We start from the raw sequence: 20,246 nt of genomic DNA, 5'->3' as shown, positions 1-20,246 counted from the left end.
CAGCGGGCGGCCGGGCGGATCACCCCACAGCGCCGACCCGGGTCCCCCGCGTGGGGGAGGACCGGGGCACACCGGCGGGGGAATCGCCCGGCGCTCCGGTCGGCCAGGATCGAACCGTGCCCCCGTCGACGTTCCCGCGGTCCGCGGCCGAGATCGCCACCGGGCTGCGGTCGGTCGTCGCCACCGCGGCGAGCCCCGGCTGGCCCGGCCGCGTCCTGTACGCGCTCGCGACCCTGCCCATCGGCCTCCTCTGCGCGGCCTTCTACTTCGCGCTGGTGGGCTCGGTCGTGGCGGTGATCTACGGCGTCGGGGTCCTCCTCATCCTCGCCGTGCTGGCGGCCGCCCGCGGGTTCGCCGGGCTCGAGCGCCGGCTGACCCGCACCCTCCTGGCCGTCGACATCCCCGAGGGGGAGCGCGTGCGGCACCTCCCCGGCGTCGTGGCCAAGGTGCGGCGGCTGGTGGTGTCGGCCGGCACCTGGCGGGCGGTCGGCTGGCTGGGCGTCCGGGTGCTGCTGGGCGTGGCCACGCTCGCCACCCTCTTCTTCGGCATCGTGGCGCTCACCGGCCTCTGGTTCGAGGCCCGCTGGAACGTGGTGACCGCCCTGCCGCTGCTCGCGCTGATGGCCGTCGTCGCCGTGGTGACCCTCGTGCTGCTCGACCTGGTGGTGCGGCTGTCCGCCTCGGTCGCCCCCCGGCTGCTCGGCGCCGGGGCCGAGCAGCAGATCGCGGCGCTGCAGCAGAGCAGCCGCCGGCTCGCCGACCGCAACAAGCTGGCCCGCGACCTGCACGACACCATCGGCCACGCGCTGACCGCGAGCCTGCTGCAGGCCACCGCCGCGCGGCGCACGCTCACCCCCGCCGACGACCGCCCGCCCCAGCCGGAGTTCGCCCGGCAGGCGCTCGAGCACATCGAGACCAACACCCGCAGCGCACTGGCCGAGCTCGACCGGGTGCTCACCGTCCTGCGGGCCGAGGACGGGGGCCGTGACCCCGCCCCCTTCGCCGCACCCACCCTCGCCGACCTCGACGGCCTGCTCGCCGGCCTGCGCGACGGCGGCCTGCCGGTCGCCCTCGTGGTCGACGGCCAGGTCGACGACGTGCCGCCCGGCGTGCAGGAGCTCGCCTACCGGGTCGTGCAGGAGGGGACGACGAACGTGCTCCGGCACGTGGGCACCCCGCTGACCGTCGCCCAGGTCGTCCGCGACGGCGACGCGCTGGTCGTGCGCGTCTGCAACGAGCGGGCCTCGCAGCTGGACAGCCGGCCCGGCCCCGGCGGCGGGCGCGGGCTGGCCGGGCTGCGGGAGCGCACCGCCGCGGCCGGCGGCACGCTCAGCGCAGAGCCCACGCCGTCCGGCGGCTTCGAGCTGTGCGTCTCCCTCCCGCTGGCGGGCGCGGCGTGACGCTGCGGCTGGTCCTCGTCGACGACGACGTGCTCGTCCGGTCGGGGTTGCGGGTGATCCTGGAGAGCGAGCCCGACCTGACCGTGGTCGGCGACGCCGGCACCGGCCGGGAGGCCCTCGACGTGGCCGCGCGCACCGACCCCGATGTCGTCCTCATGGACGTGCGCATGCCCGACATGGACGGCATCGCCGCCACCGCCGAGCTGGTCGCCCGCGATCCGCAGCGGCCGCGCGTGCTGGTGCTGACCACCTTCGAGGACGACGACTACCTGTTCCGCTCCCTCCAGGCCGGCGCCAGCGGCTTCGCGCTCAAGCGGGCCGACCCCGACGAGCTGGTCGACGCGATCCGGGTGGTCGCCCGCGGCACCTCCCTGGTGCTGCCCGACCTGACCCGGCGGCTGATCGCCTCGCACGCGCCGTCGCGCGCCCGCGGCGCCGCCGCGCTGCCGGAGCTCACCGGCCGCGAGGCCGACGTGCTGCGGCTGGTCGCCGGTGGGCTGTCCAACGCCGAGATCGCCACCGAGCTGTTCCTCAGCCGAGAGACGGTGAAGACCCACGTCAGCAGCGTGCTGCTCAAGCTGGGCGCCCGGGACCGCACACAGGCCGTCATCGCCGCCTACGAGAGCGGCTTCATGACCGCGTGACCCACCGAGAGCGCAGTTGCGGTCGTCGACACGGGACGACGCGCCGGCGGGAGCGGCACCACCTGCACACTCGCTACGGGGCTGGGCAAGGCCCTACGAGCTACACGAGGAAGCGGTACGCCGTCGTGCCCGGCGCCACCAGCTGGATGCGCAGCGGGCTCGCCTCGATGCGGGCCAGCAGCGCCGGCAGCCCGTCCGCGCTCCCCAGCTCGATCCCGGTCAGCGCCGCGCCGGTCTCCCGGTTGTCCCGCTTCACGTACTCGAACAGCACGATGTCGTCGTCCGGGCCGAGCACCTCGTCCAGGAACCGGCGCAGCGCACCCGGCTCCTGCGGGAACTCGACCAGGAAGTAGTGCTTGAGGCCGCGGTGCACCAGCGACCGCTCGACCACCTCGGAGTACCGGCTGACGTCGTTGTTGCCCCCCGACAGCAGGCAGACGACGGTCTGCCCAGGCTCCACGGCCACCAGGCCACCGCTCACCGCCGCCGGCGACAGCGCGCCCGCGGGCTCGGCGATGATGCCGTCGGCCTGGTACAGGTCGAGCATCTCGGTGCAGATCTGGCCCTCGGGTACGGCGAGCAGCTCGGCGCCGGAGTCGCGCACCAGCGGATAGGTCACCGTGCCCACCCGCCGCACCGCCGCGCCGTCGACGAACGTGTCCATCTCCGGCAGCTCCACCGGCTCCCCGGCGGCCAGCGCCGCCGCCATGCCGGCCGCCCCCGCGGGCTCCACCCCGACCAGCCGGGTGGTGGGGGAGTGGTGGCGCAGCCAGGTGCCGCACCCGGCCAGCAGCCCGCCGCCGCCCACCGGCAGGACGACGACGTCGGGCGCGGCGCCCAGCTGCTCGAGGAGCTCCACCGCCACCGTCGCCTGCCCGGTCACGGTGCTCAGCGCGTCGAACGCCGGCACCAGGGCCGCCCCGGTGGTGGCCGCGTCCACCGCGGCCGCGGCGGCGGCCTCGTCGTAGGAGTCGCCGGCGACGACGAGCGTGACCATGTCGCCGCCGAGCGCGGCGATCCGCTCCCGCTTCTGCCGCGGCGTCGTCCCGGGCACGTAGACCCGGCCGGGCACCTGCAGGGCGCGGCAGGCGTAGGCCACCCCCTGCCCGTGGTTGCCGGCGCTCGCGCAGACCACACCGGCCGCCCGGGCGGTGTCGTCCAGCCCGGAGATGGTGTTGTAGGCGCCGCGGATCTTGTACGAGCGGCCCACCTGCAGGTCCTCGCGCTTGAGCCACACGTCGGCGCCGGTGAGCCCGGAGAGCCGGGCGTTGCGCTGCAACGGCGTCCGCTCGGCCACCCCGGCCAGCCGGCGGCCCGCCTCCCGGACCGCGGTGGCGAAGGAGTCGGGCACCGCGTCGTCGCCAGGAGTGCTGCTCACACCGCCCATCGTCGACGACACGCCCCGTGCCCGGACGGGGAGGTCACGGTTTGGTGGGTGATCTGCCCCACGGGTGGCCGCGCGGGCCTACGGTCGGCGCCCCCGGAAGCGGCGCGCGAGGCGGTGAGGTCGATGCCCGGAGCCCTGGTCGTCTACGAATCGGTGTCCGGGGACGCGAAACGGGTGGCGATGGCGGTCGCCCACGGGCTGTGCGGCCGGTTGTCGGTCGACGTCGCCTGCGCGCGCGAGGCCCCCATCCAGGTGCTGGCCGACGTGCGGCTGCTCGTGGTCGGCGGTCCCACGCACGCCTTCGGCATGCCCCGGCCGGTCACCCGGGAGAGCGCTGTCCGGGAGCACGGAGCGGACGTCCCCGACGTCCCCTTCGGGCTGCACGAGTGGCTGGACACGGTGTGGTTGCCGCGCGGCATCCAGGCCGCCGCCTTCGACACCCGGATGGACCGCCCGGTGCTGGTCACCGCGCTCGACCACGCGGCCCGGACCGAGGAGAAGCTGCTCCGCCGGCTGGGCGCGACCCTGGCTGCACCGGCCGAGCACTTCCTCGTCGCGGACGTCGTCGGCCCGCTGCTGGACGGCGAGGAGGACCGGGCCCGGCGGTGGGGGCAGGCGCTGGGCGAACTGGTGGCGCCGCACCCGATCCCGGTGCGGGGCTGAGCCGCGGACCGGTCACAGCGGGTCGAGCAGCCGAAGGTGCGACTGGGTGCCCAGCCGCTTCTCGAAGGTCACCCGGTGCCGGCCGTCCTCCTGCACGAAGCGCAACCGGTCGACGAGCGCGCGCATCAGCACCAGCCCGCGCCCCCGGTCGTCCAGGGGCGAGGTGGGTGCGTCCTCGGTGGCGTCGGCGTCGAAGCCGGCGCCGCCGTCGAGCACGCTGATCCGGCACACCGCCTCGTCGATCGAGACGGCGACCTCGTAGGCCCCGTGCTCGGCGGCGTGGTCGACGACGTTCGCGCAGGCCTCGGTGAGCGCCAGCAGGATCTCGTCCATGGCAGTCTGCGGCACCGCCGAGTGCTCGAGCGCCTGCCGCAGCAGCCCGCGCGCCAGCGGCACGCTGTGCGCGTCGGTGGGCAACCGCACGCTGAAGTCGATGTTCACGGTCGCCCTCCCCTTCCCCGGTGGCCTACCCTCGGACCCCGGGGCGATGTGGTGCGGGAGGTGAACAGTGCTGTTCGACGTGGAGCGCACGACGGTCGCCGGGCGACCGGGCCTCACCGTACGGGGTGAGCTGGACATCGCCACGGCCCCGCAGCTGGCCGAGGCCGCCGAGGCACTGCTGGCCACCGCGCCCGAGGCGGTCGTGGTCGACCTGACGCCGACGGTCTTCCTCGACTCCTCCGGCGCCCGCACCCTCATCTCCGTCGCTCGCCGGGCCGCTGCCGTCGGCGCCGAGCTGCACGTCCTCGCCCCCCGGAGCAACCGCCCCGTGCGGCTGCCGATCGAGCTGCTGAAGCTCGAGGCGGTGGTGCCGATCGTGGATTCCGTCGGCGACCTGCCCGACCCCGTCGCCACGTAACGTCCCCTCGGTGACGAGCTCCCCAGCAGGCCCCACCACCGTCGACGACGACGCGCTCGCCCGCTGCGCCGAGGAGCCGATCGCCGTCCCGGGCGCGGTGCAGCCGCACGGTGTGCTCCTCGCGGTGGCCGAGCCCGGCCTCGGGGTCGTCGTCGCCTCCGCCAACGCCGCGCACCTCTTCGGCCGCCCGGTCGCCGGCAGTTCGCTCGACGAGCTGCTCCAGCCGGCCGACGCCGCTCGGTTGCGCGCGGGTCTGGCGGGCGACCTCGCCGAGCTGAACCCCCTGCGGGTGCGGGTGGCCGGCACCGACGTCGACCTCGTCGCGCACCGCGCCGACGGGCTGCTGGTCACCGAGTGGGAACCGGTCCGCGGCGCCGAGGAGGCCGGGAGCGCCTGGCACCGCCGGCTGCCGAGCGTGCTGCAGCGTCTGTCGGCCGCAGGCACCCTCGACGAGCTGTCCGACGTGCTGGCCCGCGACCTGCGCGCGCTCACCGGCTTCGACCGGGTGATGGTCTACCGCTTCGACTCCGCGTGGAACGGCGAGGTGATCGCCGAGGACCGCCGCGCGGACCTCGATCCCTTCCTGGGCCTCTGGTACCCCGCCAGCGACATCCCGGCCCAGGCCCGGGCGCTCTACGCCGCCAACTGGATGCGGCTGATCCCCGACGCCACCTACCAGCCGGTCCCGCTGGAGCCCGGGACGGTCGAGGGACGCCCGCTGGACCTCTCCGGAGCGATGCTGCGCAGCGTCTCGCCGGTGCACCTGGAGTACCTGGCCAACATGGGTGTGGTCGCCTCCATGTCGATCTCGCTGATCGACCGCGGCAGGCTCTGGGGCCTCATCGCCTGCCACCACTACGCCGGCCCGCGCCGCCCCTCCTACACCGACCGGATCGCTGCCGAGTTCCTCGGGCGCACCGCCTCGCTGTTGCTGCCCACGACTGTGGTCGCCGGTGAGCAGAGCGGCGTCGTCGACGTCGCCCAGCGGCAGGCCGAGCTCGCTGCCGCCATCGGCCGTGCCCCGCGCAGGCCGGGCAAGGCCCTCACCGAGGGCGACGTCACCGCGCTGGACCTGATCCCCGCCGGCGGCGCGGCCGTGCGGATCGGTGGTGAGCTCCACCTGCTCGGCACCACCCCGCCGGCGGATCGGGTGGTCCCGCTCGTGCGGGCGCTGCTCGACGCCGGGGTACCCGCCACCGACACCGTCAGCCGGGTCGCTCCCGAGGCGGCCGATCTCGCCGGCACCGCCAGCGGCGTCCTGGTGGCCGAGGTGGCCGAGGTGGCCGGCGGCCGTGGGGACTTCGTCGCCTGGTTCCGGCCGGAGACGCTGCGCGAGGTGACCTGGGGCGGCAACCCGCACACCCCGAAGACGGCGCAGACCGACGCCGGGCCGCGGCTGAGCCCGCGCCGCTCGTTCGACGCCTGGAGCGAGACGGTGCGCGAGACGGCGCAGCCGTGGCGCGCGCACGAGGTCGCCGCCGCGCGCGCCTTGGCCGGCCTGCTCACCGAGACCGCCGTGAACCGTGCGACGGAGGACAACCGGCTGTCCGCCGCCCTGCAGCGCACGCTGCTGCTGGAGCAGCTGCCGACGGTGCCCGGCGTGGAGCTGGCCGCCCGTTACCTGCCCAGCGAGTTCGACGTCGTCGGCGGTGACTGGTACGACCTGGTGCCGCTGCCCGGTGGCCGGGTGTCGATCGTGCTGGGCGACGTCGCCGGGCACGGGCTCGCCGCCGCGGCGATCACCGCCCAGCTCCGGCACGCGCTGCGCGCCCACCTGCTGCGCGCCGCCGGCCCCGCCGCCGCCCTCGACGGGCTGAACCAGCTCATCGCCGCGCTGCTGCCCGGTGAGCTCGCGACCGCCGTCGTCGTCGAGCTGGACCCGGCCACCGGCGCGGTGGCCATCGCCAACGCCGGGCACCTGCCCGTGCTGCACGCGAGCGGCGGCGACGCCGATTACCTGCACGAGGGCCGGGGTCCGGCACTGGGGCTGCTGGACGTCGCCGGCTACCGAGAGGCACGGCTGATCCTCCAGGGCGACGACCGCCTGCTGCTGGTCAGCGACGGGCTCGTCGAGCGTGGGGCGGGAGGGCTGACCGCCGGGCTGGAGCAGCTGCGCGCAACCGTCGCGGGAGGGCCGGTGGAACCGCAGGCCCTGCTCGACGCGGTGCTCGCCGCGCTCGACCCACCGCGGACCGACGACGTGACGTTGCTCGGGATCGCCCGCACCTGAGCCATCGCGTGTGTCCGTGCCGCGGGGGCGGCGCGTGCTGAGGCACCCTGCTCGCGTGCGGAACGGGACGACGGGCCGCCCGGCGCGGCCCGGCAGCGCGCCGGGCTTCGTGCTGGTGTTGCTCGGCCTCGCCGTCGCCGTGGGCACGCTCGCGGTCGCCTGGGCACCGGCCGTGGGCGACGGGCGCCACGAGGTGTGCACGTCGCGCGGCGCGCCGTACTCCCCGCCCCACGAGTCCTGGCGGGTGGCGGGGACCGCGTCCGCCTGGCCGATCGGCGTGGTCTGCACCTGGACCGAGCCGGGCACGGGGGACGTCGTGCGCCAGGAGCCGGCGTGGGCGCCCACGGTCGTCGCCGGAACGCTCACCCTGCTCGGCTGCGGGTGGTTCGCCGCCGCCGCCGGGAGCCGTGTAACGGGTGCAGTACGAAGGGTGCGGGCGGCGGAGCGGCGGGCCGGTTCCGGCCGGGTGTCGCCCTAGCGTCGGCGGTCGGCCCCGTGCGGGAGCCGGACCTGCCCACGTCGGAGGAGTGCGAGCGTGACCCTTTCCACTCGGTGGGCTCCTCGGCTCGCTGCCCCCGCCCGCCGTCTCGGGACGGCGATGCTCCTCGTCGCGGCGCTCGCCGCCTGCGGTACCGAGCCGGGCACCCCGGCCGCGGCGCCCGCGTCGACCACCCCGCCGCCTCCGCCGGTGCTGTGGCCGCTCACCGGCCTGGACAGCCAGGGCACCGACGTCTACCGGCCCGCGCTGGCGGTGAAGATCGAGAACTCGGTCGACGCCCGCCCGCAGACGGGGCTCAACGCCGCCGACATGGTGTGGGAGCAGGTCGTCGAGGGCGGCATCCCCCGTTACGTCGCCGTCTACCACTCCACCGTGCCGGCCGAGATCGGCCCGGTGCGCTCGGTGCGGCCCATGGACGCCGCCATCGCCGCCCCGCTGGGCGGGCTCTTCGCCTTCTCCGGCGGGCAGCGGCCGTTCGTCGACGCCGTTGCGGCCTCGGGGCTGCAGGTGGTCAGCCAGGACGCCGGCGCCGGCGGCTTCCACCGGCTGCCCGGCCGGTCCGCCCCGCACAACACCTACGCCGATCCGCACGCGTTCCTGGCGCAGGCCGACCAGGCCCACGGGAAGCCGCCCGGCGGCCAGTTCCTCCTGGCCCGGACCCCGGAGGAGGCGGGCGCGGTGCTGGCGGGTGTGCCCACCGGCGTCGTGGACCTGAAGCTCTCCGGCATCAGCCGGCCGCGCTGGACGTGGAGCCCGCCCGACGGTCGCTGGGTGCGCGCGGAGGCCGGCGTCCCCGCGGTCGAGGCCGACGGCACGCCGCTGCGCGCGACCAACGTCGTGGTCCTGCGGGTCGAGGTCGTCGACACCGCGTTCACCGACCCGGCCGGCAACCCGGTGCCGGAGACGGTGATGGTCGGCGGGGGAGAGGCGCTCGTCGCCACGGGCGGCAAGACGCTCGCCGCCACCTGGGCCAAGGGCGGCCCGGCGGATCCGGTCGCGCTGACCGGGCCGGACGGCAACCCGGTGTTCCTCGCCCCCGGCACGACCTGGGTGGAGCTGGTGCCGGTCCGGACCGGGTCGGTCACAGTCGGCTGAGCCGACGGCGAGGGGCCGGCCGCGGGTTCAGGCGGCGCTGCGGGCGTGCACCCGGGCGTGCACCCAGCCCGCGAGGCAGTGCAGCGCGGAGTGCTGCTCGGCCGAGGCATACCCCTGCTCGAACTGGATGGCCTCGAGCAGCGCGGTGCTGTCGACGTCGCCACCCCGGAAGAAGCGGTCCAGCACCTGCCCGGAGTCGGTGTGGCTGGTGAAGAAGCCGGCGATGCCGAGCGCAACGGCGTCGGACACCGCGATGGTGACCGGGGCGTGCGCCATCGACCCGCGCCGGTCGAGGACCTCCTGGACGGCGGTCATGACCTGGTTCTCGGTGGCGGGCACCGTGGCCCGGCAGGCGATGCGCAAGACGTTCCTCCTTGAAATCGTTGTGCTCTCAAGGAATCGACCGAAGCGGTTCCGTGCTGCATCCCCCGTCCGGGTCAGGCGGTCAGCAGGCCGGTCGGCTGCTCGATGAGGCGGCCGGAGTCCAGTGCGCAGGCCAGCGCCTTCTCCAGCACCGGCGTCACCGAGGCGGCGCGCCGCTTGTAGCCGAAGACCGTGGCGGTCGCGGTCAGCAGCTCCTCGCGCTGCATCCCCGCGGCCGCCCGGCACAGCGCCGCCATCGCGTTCGCAACCTCCTCCGGTGCCACGTGCTCGAGCGGCCGGTCGGTGCTCGACACCTGCCGGCGGAACCCGGTCCAGGTGGCCCGGTCGATCCCCTCGGGCCACAGGTGCTCCCCGTCGACGGCCGACGGCGGCAGCAGGGACAGCAGCATCTGCTTGCGCGCCTCCGTGGCCCGGTTGAGCCCGAACGCGCCCACGGTGAGCTTGGCCAGCCGGTCCACGTGGACCGGCCCCTCGGCCTTGATGCCGGCGACCATCACCCGGCGCACCGCGCGCGCGGCCTTCGAGGCCGGCAGCTCGTCGAGCACCGACTTCTCGCCGGCGGTCTTGGGGATCCACGGCACGAACGGTGTCTCGCCCTCCAGGGCGGTCGGTCCGGCGGGCTTCTTCGCGGCCGCCTTGGGCGCCGGGCGGGCGGTCGCTGTCGGCACCGCCATCGAGGTCACCGAGGAGCGCAGCGCGGCCACGCCCTTGAACGACTCGACGGCGGCGGTGGGCAACGGCACCGGGTCGGGCGTCGGCCGGGTGACCGCGGGGGCGGCGTCCACAGCGGCGACCAGCCGGTCGACGACGGAGGCCGGATCGGCCAGCCACGCCGGCAGCCACACCCGCTCGACGACCGGCCAGCGCAGCATGTCGCCCAGCACCTCCGGCGGCAGCCCGTCCCGGTCGCCGACCGTGCCGCGGCGCGCCCACGCCGGCCCGTCCAGCAGCACCGCCATCAGCGGGGTCTCCGGGTCGGCGGCTCGACTGATCGACAGGTCGATCCGGAACTCCGAGAGGCCGACGTCGGTGCGCACGACCAGCCCGCGCTCGCGCAGCGCGGCCGCGATCTGCTCGCGGTGCCGGTCGACCACCGCCGCCGAGCGCGGTGAGCGCGGCAGCACGTCGGTGCCCTGCTCGGCCATGTCGAGGTAGGCCCGCAGGTGCTTGATGCCCACCGAGGAGGTCTCCTCGGCCCGCAGCTGCGCCGGGTCGAAGGAGGTGAAGACGACGACCTGGCGCCGGGCCCGGGTGATCGCCACGTTGAGCCGGCGCTCGCCGCCCTGCCGGTTCAGCGGGCCGAAGTTCAGCGGCAGCGTGCCGTCGGCGGTGGGGGAGAAGCCGGTGGAGAAGAAGACGACGTCGCGCTCGTCGCCCTGCACGTTCTCCAGGTTCTTGACGAACAGGCCCTCGCCGTCGGTGCGGTCGAGCGCGGCGGAGAGCCGGTCGTCGTCGGCGTCGCGCAGCAGCGCCTCGATGTAGGAGCGCTGCTGGGCGTTGAAGGTGACCACGCCGATCGAGGGGACGGCGTCGATGCCCTCCCACTGCGGAACGGCGTCGAAGCGGCGGCGGATCTCGGCGACGATCGCCTTCGCCTCGACCGGGTTGGTGCGCAGCAGCCGGCCGGCACCCGAGCGGTGGAACGTCCCGGGCACCCGCACCAGCGAGACCCCGCGCCCGTCGGGCTCGGCCGAGGCGCGCCCGTGCGTGGGCGCCGGGAAGGAGGAGAGCCGGCTGTCGTAGTACTGGGCGTTGGAGAAGGCGATGAGCGACTCGTCCTGGCTGCGGTAGTGCCACGACAGCCAGTGCCGCGGCACCCGCGCCTGCACGCACTCGCCGAGGATCGACTCCTCGTCCTCGACCGCGGTCTCCACCAGCTCCACCGAGTCGTCGCTCGCCGTGGTCGTCGGCTCGAGGAACGACGTCGGCGGCATCTGCTTGGAGTCACCGACCACCACGGCGGCCCGGGCCCGGCCCAGGGCCCCGATGGCGTCGGCCACCCGGATCTGCGAGGCCTCGTCGAAGACGACCAGGTCGAACTGGTCGGCCCGCGCCGGGAAGAACCGGGCCACCGAGTCCGGCGACACCAGCACGCACGGCATGACGGCGGTGATCAGCTCCCCGTACCGGGCCAGCAGTTGCCGCACGCCCAGGCCGCGCCGCTGCTTGGCCAGCTCCCGCTGCAGCGCGCCGACCTGGCCGGTGCCCATCGCGGCGTCGAAGGGCCTCGCGGCCAGCACCGACGCCGGCAGCGCGGCCGTCAGGTGCTGGCGGACGGCCCGCGAGGCCTCGGTGAACCGGGCGATCGCCGCCTCGTGGGCCTCGGCGTCGAAGGCGTCCAGCCCGGTGGCGACCAGCCGCTCGGCCACCGACGCGGTCGCCAGGCCGCGGTCCAGCGCGCGCACCGCGTCGTCGGCCGCGACGGCGCCGGTGATCAGCATCGTCCGGGCGTCGAAGAGCCCGGCGTAGCGCAGCGGCTCCAGGGTGTCGAGGAAGGAGACCCAGCGGCGCAGGGACACGAGCACCGAGCGCTCCGCGCCGGACCCGGACGGGGTCAGCAGGCCGCGCTCCGGGCGGGTCATCGACCAGCGGAGCACCAGGCCGTCCTCACCGGCCCAGGCGGCGAGCTGGTCCGACGAGCTGCGGCAGACGGCCAGCAGCGACGTGAGGGCGTCGCGCAGCCGAGCGACGGCTTCGGCGGGCTCCGGTGCGGCGGGCATGCCGGCGACGATCAGCTTGCGCAGCGCGACGTGGAAGGGCGAGGACCCGTCGACGGCGATGCCGGCGCGGCGCAGCCACTCCACCTGGCGCTCGAGCAGCCCGGGGTCGGTGAAGGGGTTCCAGCTCGGCGGCGCGGTCAGCCCCGGCACGGAGCCGACCCGGCCGGCGATCGCCTGCACCGCCGTCTGCACCCGCCACAGGTTCTCCACCAGCAGAGGGACGTCCCTGGGCCGCACCTTCGCCCCCGGTCGCAGGGCGGCGGCGATCTCGTCGCGCACCGCGACCAGCCGCTTCCGGCGGCCCCACCACCCGGAGGCCGCGGCCGTCTGCGCGCGGACGTAGATCTCGGCCAGGGGCAGTGCGAGCACCTCGGGGGTCGCGACGTCGAGGCCGGGGTGCCGGAACGCGGTGAAGGCGGCGACCTCGCCGAGCACCGCGCCGGTCGCCGTGGTCCAGCGGCCGCTGAACGTCTCGTCGAGCACGTCGAGGCCCACCGGGGGGCCCGAGAGCAGGTGCACCAGCGCGTCGAGGTCCTCCGGCGTCCGGACGTGGCGGAGCACGCCGCCGAGCTCGGGGAACCCGGACACCTCGCGGACCGCCGCGTCGACCTCGGCCGCGGCCGCGCGGGCCGCCGGCAGATCGATCTCGGGGGAGTCGACGAACGCCCACGGGTGCCGCGGCGACGGCCGGGTGAGGTCGGCGATGTCGGGCAGCAGCGCCAGCGCCCGGCGGACGGCGGTCAGCACCTCGGCCGGGGCGTTGGCCACGAACGGCTCGGGCACCGGGAGCGCGGGGACGTCGGTGCCGGCGGTGAGCTCCGCGGTGCGCGCGGTGTACAGCGACAGGCCGACGGCGTTCTCGGCGTGCAGCCGGTCGGCGTAGCGGGCCAGCTGCCGGCGGGCCGAGCGCAGCGTCTCCGAGTCGGTGGCCAGCCCCTGCTCGTCGACGGCGATCGCGTGCTCCAGCGCCAGCCGGATCTGCGCCCGGACCATCGACGCGCGCGACCCCTTGTCGTGCAGGTCGAGGGCGAACATGCCCATGCCCACGGCGTCCAGCCGACGGGCCACGACGTCGAGCGCGGCGCGCTTCTCGGCGACGAACAGCACGCGCTTGCCGTCGGCGACCGCGCGGGTGAGCAGGTTGGTGATGGTCTGCGACTTGCCGGTGCCGGGCGGGCCCTCCAGCACGAAGGTGCGGCCGGCGGTGGCCTCGGCGATCGCGCGCAGCTGGGAGGCGTCGGCGGGGACGGGCAGCCGGCCGGCGAGCTCGTCGAGGTCCACGTGGGCGGCGGAGTCGCGCGCCGGGTCGAGGAAGGGCTCGGTCGGCTCGTGCACGAGGTGGTGCACCAGCGGGTTCCGGCTGAAGTCGCCCCAGTGCTCGTCGAGGTCCTTCCAGAGGCGGTACTTGGCGAACTGCAGGATCGCCAGGTCCGCCGTCGCCTCGACCCGGTAGGGCAGGCCGTGGCCGACGAGGCCCACCCGCACCGCCTCCAGGGCGCGCTCGAGGTCCGGGGTGCTCTCCGCGGTGTCGCTCAGCGCCGGGACCACCAGGCCGTGCACCTGGCGCAGCTTCTCCAGGAGGCAGTAGTTCGGGGTGCTCGCCCCGGACTCGTCCAGCGACAGCCGGTAGGAGCCGGTGCGCCCGACCGGCGCGAGGACGACCGGCACCAGCAGCAGCGGGGAGCGCAGCGGTCGGCCGTCGAGCTCCCACACCAGCGAGCCGAGCGCCAGGTAGAGGTTGTTGGCGCCGGTCTCCTCCTGCACCGTCTTGGCCCGGTAGGCGAGGTTGCGCAGCCGGGGCAGGTACCCGCCGGAGGTGACGTCGGCGTGCACCTCGCGCCGCTCGACCAGCAGCTCGGTGAGCCGCTCGGCGGGCAGGTCGCCGGCGCCGGCGAGCCCGCGCTCGGTCTGCACGGCCGCCAGCCGGTCGCCCGGCAGCAGCGTGATCGGGGTGCCGTCGTGGATGAAGTTGTCCAGGATCGGCAGCGCGGTGCCCGGCAGCGTGAGGGGCAGCCCGGCGCGCTCGGTGTAGTTGACCAGCCGGTTGCGCAGGCTCAGGTCCAGCAGCGCGTTCTTCCACTGCTGCACCCGGGGCGGCGCCTCGGGACGGCTCGGCTGGTGGGCCGGCACCGGCCCGGCGGGGAACGCCGGGGCGCTGTGCTCGGCCGGCCGGTACTCCACGACCTGCAGCAGGCCCTCCGGCGTCCGGGCGCGCGCCGGCAGCGGGAGGATGCCGTCGCGCCGGGCGCGGTGGACGTCGGTGACGCCGAGGACGCGCTCGAGCTCGCCGGCGAGCCAGCGCTCGTACGCCGGGGCGTGCAGGTCGGCGCCGGGCTCGCCCGCGCCGGTGAGCAGCGTGGTCTCGACCAGGCCGATCAGCCCGAGGTCGACCAGGTTGACCAGTGGCGCGCCGTCGGTCGTGGCGGCGGACTCGGAGCTGCGCTCCTCCCGCCAGTAGCCGAGGAAGGCGTGCGCCCCGCCCGCCATCGCCCCGCCCGCCGGCACCCCGCCGGCGCCCTCGGCCAGCCAGAGCAGCGGCCGGATGCCGGCCTGCTCGAGCGCCGCCGCGAGGAGGACGACAGCGTCCAGGGGCGTGGCCACCCGCCAGGTGAGGACGTCGCCGGGGGAGCGCACCTGCTGGCCGAGGTCGGCCCAGCTCAGCGGCGGCTCGGAGTGGCGGACCCCGCGGCGGCGCACGACCTCGGCCAGCGCCGCGACCACCTCGTCCACCCGCTCGGCGGTGGCCGCGTAGCCGACCATGGCGCCGCTGCCGGTCCGCTCCGCCAGCAGCTCGCCGGCCTCGGTGACCAGCCCGGTCACCGCGGGGTGGTTGGGCATGACGTGCGCGGCGAGCATCTCGAGCGCCAGCGGCAGGGGAGTGGCCAGCCACTGGTTGGCGGCGAGGACCTGCACCGGCGCGGAGGCCTCGCCGATCAGCGTGTCGTCGAGCCACACCTCGACGTCGACGACGCCGGGGCGCTGCTCCTCGACGTGCAGCATCGCGGCCGGGTCCATGACCAGGCCGATCCCGGTGAGCACCGTGGTGCGGCCGCCGTCGACGTCGGCCAGCAGCTCGACGGCCTGCGCGATCGGCCCCTCGGCGTCGCGCACCGACAGGCGCACGGTGACCCCGCGCAGCGAGCGCTGCGAGGTGAGCGCCAGGCGCGACACGACCGGGATGCGGTTGTGCGCCAGCGCGTAGCTGAGCACCGGCGTGGAGGTCAGCTCGATGGAGACCACCGTCGGCGGCGCGACGACATCACCGAGCTGGATGTCGGCAGGGCTCTCCATGTCACCTGTCTACCGGGTCGGACGGACTGGTCCGCCCATGGTCCCCGACGGGAGGGGCGGATGTGACAGGAGAGCCCGATCGTTGCCGGGGATCACAGATCCGCGGCCAGTCGACGGTTCCGATCCCAGCCGGTCCTGCCGATGGCGGGCCGCCGTCCCGCCGGGTGCCGGACAGGGGCATGCGGATCGTCTGCCTCTGAGTGCAGGAGCACTCAGAGGCAGAGCGTCGACGGAGGGGTGCCGGTCCCCGGGTTGCCGAGGGGCGGCCCGGCGCGGCAGGTTGCCCGTCATGAGCACTCCGCGACGGCACGACTCCGGGCTGGCGGTCGAGGAGCGCGGGCACGTCCGCGTGCTCACGCTCGACCGGCCCGAGCGGCGCAACGCGCTCTCCACCGAGCTGCAGGCCGACCTCGTGGAGGAGCTGCTGCGGGTCGCCGAGGAAGGGGTGCGCGCGGTCGTGCTCACCGGTACCGGGCCGGCGTTCTGCGCCGGTTTCGACCTGAAGGAGATTCGCGCCGCCGACCAGCGGGGCGAGCGGTTCCGGCCGCCGATGAACCGGCCGGCGCGGTCGGTGTTCGAGGTCGTCACCGAGACGCCCGTCCCGGTGCTCGCCGCCCTCAACGGCCCGGCGGTCGCCGGCGGGTTCGAGCTGGCGCTCGCCTGCGACCTGCGGATCGCCTCGCCGGCGGTGCGCTTCGCCCTGCCCGAGGCGGCGATCGGCATGGGAGCGAACTTCGGCTCGGTCGTGCTCCCCAAGCGGATCCCGGTCGGCATCGCGCTGGAGCTGCTGTTCACCGGCGACCCGATCGACGCCACGGAGGCCCAGCGCTGGGGGCTGGTGAACCGGCTGGTCGCGCCCGACGAGGTGCTGCCCGCGGCGCTGGAGCTGGCCGACCGGATCGCCGGCAACGCGCCGATCTCCGTCCGGCGGATGAAGGAGACCGCGATCAAGGCGCTGGAGCTGCCGCTCTGGCAGGGGCTGTGGCTCGACGTCGGCCCCAACCCCTACCTCAGCGAGGACCGCGCGGAGGGGATCGCCGCCCGGCTGGAGAAGCGCCCGCCCCGCTGGACCGGCCGCTGAACCCGACCGTGGGCGCGGATGGGCAGATCCGCGGCCGGGATCTGCCGATCCGCGCACGAGGCAGGTCCGGGGAGCGGAATTCGGAAACGGGTCGCTCATGACGTTCGGGTAACGGCTCGTCCCACCTGTCAGATCCGACTGCAACCCGGGGCTGCGGCCTGCGAGGGTCCGTCTGTCCATGCCGGTACCGACCCCGAGGAGACGACATGACCTGCGCGCACTGCGGAGCCGTGCACCAGCGAGGCCGCTACTGCGTCGGCTGCGGCAAGACCATGCCGCCGTCGTCGCTGCCGCCCCGCCCGGTCCGCCTGGCCCCGCGCCCGCCCTACGAGGTCACCGACGACATGACCCAGCCGGTGCTGCGCTTCGACGTCCGGCCGCGGCGCGCGCACGCCCAGGAGAACCTGCCGGCCCAGGCCGGCTGAGCCGAGCGGCCGTCGCGGTCAGGGCCTCGTCACCCGTCCGGGTGACGAGGCTCACTGCTAGCAATCCGCTTGCTCTTGTTAGCACGCGGAGGATCCGGGGCACACACAGAGACGTCAGGTCATCCTCGATCTCTGGAGCTGCATCCCCCATGACCGACAACAACGCCAAGATGATCAACCAGTTGCGCGCCCTCGTCCTGCTCACGCAGACCGAGGAGCAGATCGCACGGACGCGGATCAGCCAGGCCCGCACCGACGCCGTCCGTCGGGAGCTCACCCAGAACGCCGACAACGCCGCGGCCCGCACGCTCGAGATCACCGAGCGGCTGCGCGCCCTCGGTGGTGTCCCCGACGTCGTGACGCCGGTCGTCGGCCGGCTCTCCGCCGCCCTCAAGGCCACCTTCGAGCAGTCGACCTCCATCGAGGAGGCGCTCCTGCAGGACCTGCAGCTCGAGCACCAGCTGCTCGACCGCGCCACCTACCTCAAGGTGCTCGCCGAGACCGCCGGTGACGTCGAGACCCAGCGCCTGGCCGAGAAGCTCGTCGAGGCGCACCAGGCGACCGTCGAGTGGCTCACCGTGGTCCTGGCCGAGGAGGCCCTGGGCGGCCCGGCGGCGCTCGTCGCCACCCCGGTGCAGAAGGTCGCCGGTGCCGTGGCCCGTGGCGTCAACGCGCCGGTCCGCTTCTGGGCCAACACGGTCAACCACGCCGTCGACACCGTGCGGCACGCCGGTGAGGAGACCTCCGACCGGTTCTCCGCCGCGGGTGACCGCGCGTCGGCGTTCACCGGGGCCGTCCGCGAGACCCTCACCGTCGGCCGCGCCGCCTCGCTGCGCCGCGCCGAGCGGATCGCGCAGCGCGAGGGCAACCAGGACGCCGCCGACGCCGCCCGGGCCACCCGCGAGGAGCTGGGCGACGTCACCGCCGACGAGCTGCCGATCAAGGGCTACGACTCGATGTCGGTGCAGGACGCCGTCAAGGCGATCAAGCAGCTGAAGACGCCGCACGACGTCAACGTGATCATCCGCTACGAGGAGACCCACAAGAACCGGTCGAACGTGGCGAGCGCCGCGCAGACGCAGCTGGCCGCCCTGGCCAAGGAAGCCGTCGGCGTCGACAAGTGAAAGAGGACCCCGTCCTCCTCACCCCTCGCAGGCTCGGGGTGAGCCTCGGGACGGGGCCAGCACGCGGAGGGCCCGCATCCCCACGGGGGGTGCGGGCCCTCCGCGTGGGTGAAATCCCGCCTGCGCCGGGTTTGGCGCTCCCACGTCGAAGGGGAAGCTCGACCCATGACCATCACACCCGAGGCCCTCGAGGCGGAGTTCTCGCTGACGACGGCCGCCACGCGGCTCGACTTCCTGAGTCGCCGCGACAACGGCGATACCGCCCTGAACACTGTCCGTGACGACGACGCCGACGACTGGTCGGCCTCCCTGCGCGACACCGGTACCCAGCTCGACGTGTACGAGGCGCTGGAGCTGCTCGCCCTGGGCGAGGTCGTCTCGCGCCGCGCGCACGACAGCCAGCTGGTGGGGATCCGCGCCGCGCTGCGCGGGGGCGCGGAGTGGGACCAGATCGCCGCCGCGCTGGGGATCACGCCGGAGCAGGCCTGGGACTCCTTCACCGAGTCGATCGACCGCCAGCTCGACGCCGAGGCCGCCGCGTCGGCCCGCGAGCTCGCCGGCACCCGCCCCGGCCGCTGACCGACGAGGTCAGCGCACCTCCACGCCCTTCCAGAACGCCACCCTGCCCGAGATCTGCTTCGCGGCGTCCTTCGGCTCCGGGTAGTACCAGGCGGCATCCGGGTTGCGCTGCCCGTCGACCTCCAGGCTGTAGTAGGAGGCGGTGCCCTTCCAGGGGCAGACGGTCTGCTTCTCCGAGGGGCGCAGCACGTCGTCGCGGACGGCTGCGCGGGGGAAGTAGGCGTTGCCCTCGACGGTGACGATGTCGTCGGACTCGGCGACGACGACGCCGTTCCAGGTGGCGGTGGTCATACCCCGATCGTCCTCCGCCCGCGGTCGCTGCGCCGGTCGCGGCCGCAGGGAGTGACGCCCGGTAGCGCGGGCATGAAGGAGGTGGCCGGCCCCCGGGCGGGCCCACCCCGCTCCACCGACCCCAGGAGACCACCCATGGCGCACCCCGACCACCGCGGCGACGACGACCGGAGCGCCGGGGAGGGCACCCCGAAGGGCAGGAGGCTCGGCCGCATCCTGATCCCGCTCGGCATCCTGCTCGTCATCGCCGGGATCTTCACCTACATCCTCGTCGTCGCCCAGACCAGGACCGACGACCAGGACGACGACCAGGGGGCGGCGGTCCCGTCCGTCGTCCAGGAGGTGCCCGCGCCGCTGCCCGGGTGACCCTGGGTCAGGAACCCAGCAGCGCGAAGGTCGCGACGGCGTGGACCAGCGCCTTGCCGTCCTGCTCCACGTCCGCCTCGCAGACCGTCAGGTGCTCGCCCCGCGTCCGCAGCCGGGCGGTGACCTGCAGGGCGCCTGGCTTCCCCGGCCGCAGGTAGGTGACCGTCAGCTGGCTGGTCGCGGGCACCTCGCCGTCACCGGTGGTGGTCCGCACCGCCTGGCCCATCGCGGTGTCGACGAGCGTCGCCAGCACCCCGCCGTGCAGGGTGCCGGCCGGGTTGAGGTGCTCCTCGGTCACCTCGAATTCCATCCGGGCCGCGCCCTCGCCGGCCGATTCCGGGCGGGCGCCCAGCCGTTCGGCGTACCCACCTGTGGTCACGTCGTCGCTCATGGCGGGGCGGCTACCCCGCGGGCCGCGGTCGCACGCCCGGTGCCCGGCGTCACGCTCCCCGGGCGGCCACGTTTCCGTCGTCACGCCGCTCCAGGAAGAACGCGCCGAGCGCACCGGCCAGCGTCGCGAACACGGCCACCGAGTAGGTGGCCAGGGCGATGTCCAGGACGCGCGCGACGTCTGCGTCGGCGGTGAGCGGCCGGGCGCTGATCGTGGCGAGGGCCGCGTCGTAGAGCGCCGTGCCGTAGGAGTCGTAGGCGCCGAGCACGTACAGCAACTGGCTGGACGCCAGCACCACCACGACGGTCACCGCACCGAGCCAGGCGATCCGGCCGCTCAGCAGGCGCCCCGCCGAGCGGGATCCACGGACCGCGGCCGACACGACGCCGCCGACCCGCGCCGCACGCAGCAACGTCAGCGCGCGGGCGAACCGCAGGAACGGCACCGCCAGGAAGACCACCTGCCACCAGTTGCGCGTCCAGAAGCGGCGCTGGTCGCGGGCCGTGGCGGCCCGGTGGATGAACTCCGCCACGAAGACGGCCCACAGCACCCAGCCGACGACGCTCAGCGTCGTGGTCAGCCACGGCTGCCGGGCGAGGGACTGGCCGAGCACCACCAGGACGAAGACCAGCCCGAGCGCACCCATCGGCTTGTCCAGCCGCCGGGCCAGGCCCTCCCGCTCCGGGGCGTCCGGTGCCTCGACGGGGTCCCGGTCGTCGGGGTTCTCGAGGGGATCGGGTCCCGTGCGCGGCTGCATCCGCGCCCCATACCCGCGACGAGCGCTCCCGCCCCCGTCCTGCCGACGAACGGTCGCAGG

At 75.1% G+C, this 20,246-nt stretch carries 19 protein-coding genes; 12 read left to right on the top strand and 7 right to left on the bottom strand.

Features of this window, described 5'->3' with window-relative positions:
• The first annotated feature begins 116 nt into the window (after positions 1 to 116).
• Positions 117 to 1,400, top strand: a complete 1,284-nt coding sequence (locus tag ACI799_RS02125; RefSeq protein ID WP_456612297.1) for a sensor domain-containing protein — start codon at positions 117 to 119, stop codon at positions 1,398 to 1,400.
• Complete coding sequence (locus tag ACI799_RS02120; protein ID WP_456612296.1) at positions 1,397 to 2,044, top strand: response regulator; 648 nt, start codon at positions 1,397 to 1,399, stop codon at positions 2,042 to 2,044. The genes ACI799_RS02125 and ACI799_RS02120 overlap by 4 nt, the downstream gene beginning before the upstream one ends.
• 100 nt (positions 2,045 to 2,144) lie before the next feature.
• Here the strand turns inward: ACI799_RS02120 and ilvA are convergent, their stop codons facing one another.
• A complete protein-coding gene (gene ilvA / locus ACI799_RS02115) occupies positions 2,145 to 3,422 on the bottom strand; it encodes a threonine ammonia-lyase IlvA (protein WP_456598622.1) in 1,278 nt (425 codons plus the stop codon).
• 132 nt (positions 3,423 to 3,554) lie between these two features.
• On the opposite strand from ilvA, the gene ACI799_RS02110 reads away from it, so the two are divergent.
• Positions 3,555 to 4,094: a flavodoxin family protein gene (locus tag ACI799_RS02110; protein WP_456612295.1), complete on the top strand. Its 540-nt coding sequence runs from the start codon at positions 3,555 to 3,557 to the stop codon at positions 4,092 to 4,094.
• A 12-nt stretch (positions 4,095 to 4,106) separates the two neighbouring features.
• Here ACI799_RS02110 and ACI799_RS02105 read toward each other — a convergent pair whose 3' ends face one another.
• Complete coding sequence (locus tag ACI799_RS02105) at positions 4,107 to 4,535, bottom strand: ATP-binding protein (protein WP_456612294.1); 429 nt, start codon at positions 4,533 to 4,535, stop codon at positions 4,107 to 4,109.
• A 67-nt stretch (positions 4,536 to 4,602) separates the two neighbouring features.
• Here ACI799_RS02105 and ACI799_RS02100 point away from each other — a divergent pair, with 67 nt between their 5' ends.
• The 4 genes from ACI799_RS02100 to ACI799_RS02085 are packed head-to-tail and all read left to right on the top strand — an operon-like array spanning position 4,603 to position 8,777.
• Positions 4,603 to 4,953, top strand: a complete 351-nt coding sequence (locus ACI799_RS02100) for an STAS domain-containing protein (protein WP_456596325.1) — start codon at positions 4,603 to 4,605, stop codon at positions 4,951 to 4,953.
• 10 nt (positions 4,954 to 4,963) lie between these two features.
• Positions 4,964 to 7,183 carry a SpoIIE family protein phosphatase gene (locus ACI799_RS02095; protein WP_456612293.1) on the top strand — a complete coding sequence of 740 codons (2,220 nt, stop codon included), beginning with the start codon at positions 4,964 to 4,966 and terminating at the stop codon, positions 7,181 to 7,183.
• 55 nt (positions 7,184 to 7,238) lie between these two features.
• Positions 7,239 to 7,661 carry a hypothetical protein gene (locus ACI799_RS02090; RefSeq protein ID WP_456596327.1) on the top strand — a complete coding sequence of 141 codons (423 nt, stop codon included), beginning with the start codon at positions 7,239 to 7,241 and terminating at the stop codon, positions 7,659 to 7,661.
• 57 nt (positions 7,662 to 7,718) lie between these two features.
• A complete protein-coding gene (locus tag ACI799_RS02085; protein WP_456598618.1) occupies positions 7,719 to 8,777 on the top strand; it encodes a DUF3048 domain-containing protein in 1,059 nt (352 codons plus the stop codon).
• Positions 8,778 to 8,804: 27 nt separating this feature from the next.
• On the opposite strand, the gene ACI799_RS02080 is transcribed toward ACI799_RS02085, so the two are convergent.
• Positions 8,805 to 9,140 carry a hypothetical protein gene (locus tag ACI799_RS02080; protein WP_456588561.1) on the bottom strand — a complete coding sequence of 112 codons (336 nt, stop codon included), beginning with the start codon at positions 9,138 to 9,140 and terminating at the stop codon, positions 8,805 to 8,807.
• A 74-nt stretch (positions 9,141 to 9,214) separates the two neighbouring features.
• On the bottom strand, positions 9,215 to 15,172 hold the full coding sequence (locus ACI799_RS02075) for a DUF4011 domain-containing protein (protein WP_456612292.1): 5,958 nt from the start codon (positions 15,170 to 15,172) through the stop codon (positions 9,215 to 9,217).
• Positions 15,173 to 15,461: 289 nt separating this feature from the next.
• Between ACI799_RS02075 and ACI799_RS02070 the strand changes: the two genes are divergently transcribed.
• From ACI799_RS02070 to ACI799_RS02055, 4 genes are all read left to right on the top strand, one after another.
• Entirely contained in the window at positions 15,462 to 16,253 is a 792-nt protein-coding gene (locus ACI799_RS02070; protein ID WP_456612291.1) for an enoyl-CoA hydratase/isomerase family protein, read from the top strand.
• A 206-nt stretch (positions 16,254 to 16,459) separates the two neighbouring features.
• The gene (locus ACI799_RS02065) at positions 16,460 to 16,678 is read left to right on the top strand and encodes a hypothetical protein (protein ID WP_456588564.1); all 219 of its coding nucleotides are present in this window, start codon (positions 16,460 to 16,462) and stop codon (positions 16,676 to 16,678) included.
• 149 nt (positions 16,679 to 16,827) lie between these two features.
• Positions 16,828 to 17,802: a ferritin-like domain-containing protein gene (locus ACI799_RS02060; protein WP_456598616.1), complete on the top strand. Its 975-nt coding sequence runs from the start codon at positions 16,828 to 16,830 to the stop codon at positions 17,800 to 17,802.
• Between the two features lie 165 nt (positions 17,803 to 17,967).
• Positions 17,968 to 18,381, top strand: coding sequence for a hypothetical protein (locus ACI799_RS02055; RefSeq protein WP_456588566.1), 414 nt, complete (start codon positions 17,968 to 17,970; stop codon positions 18,379 to 18,381).
• 9 nt (positions 18,382 to 18,390) lie between these two features.
• On the opposite strand, the gene ACI799_RS02050 is transcribed toward ACI799_RS02055, so the two are convergent.
• The gene (locus ACI799_RS02050) at positions 18,391 to 18,672 is read right to left on the bottom strand and encodes a DUF427 domain-containing protein (protein ID WP_456588567.1); all 282 of its coding nucleotides are present in this window, start codon (positions 18,670 to 18,672) and stop codon (positions 18,391 to 18,393) included.
• 135 nt (positions 18,673 to 18,807) lie between these two features.
• Between ACI799_RS02050 and ACI799_RS02045 the strand changes: the two genes are divergently transcribed.
• Complete coding sequence (locus tag ACI799_RS02045) at positions 18,808 to 19,038, top strand: hypothetical protein (protein ID WP_456588568.1); 231 nt, start codon at positions 18,808 to 18,810, stop codon at positions 19,036 to 19,038.
• Between the two features lie 7 nt (positions 19,039 to 19,045).
• Here the strand turns inward: ACI799_RS02045 and ACI799_RS02040 are convergent, their stop codons facing one another.
• Positions 19,046 to 19,429, bottom strand: a complete 384-nt coding sequence (locus ACI799_RS02040; protein ID WP_456588569.1) for a PaaI family thioesterase — start codon at positions 19,427 to 19,429, stop codon at positions 19,046 to 19,048.
• Positions 19,430 to 19,478: 49 nt separating this feature from the next.
• Positions 19,479 to 20,186, bottom strand: coding sequence for a hypothetical protein (locus ACI799_RS02035; protein ID WP_456588570.1), 708 nt, complete (start codon positions 20,184 to 20,186; stop codon positions 19,479 to 19,481).
• Between the last annotated feature and the right edge of the window lie 60 nt (positions 20,187 to 20,246).

This window comes from Blastococcus sp. SYSU DS0753 (genome assembly GCF_054051175.1).
Note: the sequence above shows the minus strand (reverse complement) of the source record. Positions and strands in the feature narration are given on the sequence as shown.

What these genes read in the sequence shown, in the direction of transcription:
- ACI799_RS02110 (WP_456612295.1), top strand. Translation starts at nt 3,555, where the DNA reads ATGCCCGGAGCCCTGGTCGTCTACGAATCGGTGTCCGGGGACGCGAAA.
- ACI799_RS02075 (WP_456612292.1), bottom strand. Translation starts at nt 15,172, where the DNA reads ATGGAGAGCCCTGCCGACATCCAGCTCGGTGATGTCGTCGCGCCGCCG.
- ACI799_RS02070 (WP_456612291.1), top strand. Translation starts at nt 15,462, where the DNA reads ATGAGCACTCCGCGACGGCACGACTCCGGGCTGGCGGTCGAGGAGCGC.
- ACI799_RS02065 (WP_456588564.1), top strand. Translation starts at nt 16,460, where the DNA reads ATGACCTGCGCGCACTGCGGAGCCGTGCACCAGCGAGGCCGCTACTGC.
- ACI799_RS02060 (WP_456598616.1), top strand. Translation starts at nt 16,828, where the DNA reads ATGACCGACAACAACGCCAAGATGATCAACCAGTTGCGCGCCCTCGTC.
- ACI799_RS02055 (WP_456588566.1), top strand. Translation starts at nt 17,968, where the DNA reads ATGACCATCACACCCGAGGCCCTCGAGGCGGAGTTCTCGCTGACGACG.
- ACI799_RS02050 (WP_456588567.1), bottom strand. Translation starts at nt 18,672, where the DNA reads ATGACCACCGCCACCTGGAACGGCGTCGTCGTCGCCGAGTCCGACGAC.
- ACI799_RS02045 (WP_456588568.1), top strand. Translation starts at nt 18,808, where the DNA reads ATGGCGCACCCCGACCACCGCGGCGACGACGACCGGAGCGCCGGGGAG.
- ACI799_RS02040 (WP_456588569.1), bottom strand. Translation starts at nt 19,429, where the DNA reads ATGAGCGACGACGTGACCACAGGTGGGTACGCCGAACGGCTGGGCGCC.
- ACI799_RS02035 (WP_456588570.1), bottom strand. Translation starts at nt 20,186, where the DNA reads ATGCAGCCGCGCACGGGACCCGATCCCCTCGAGAACCCCGACGACCGG.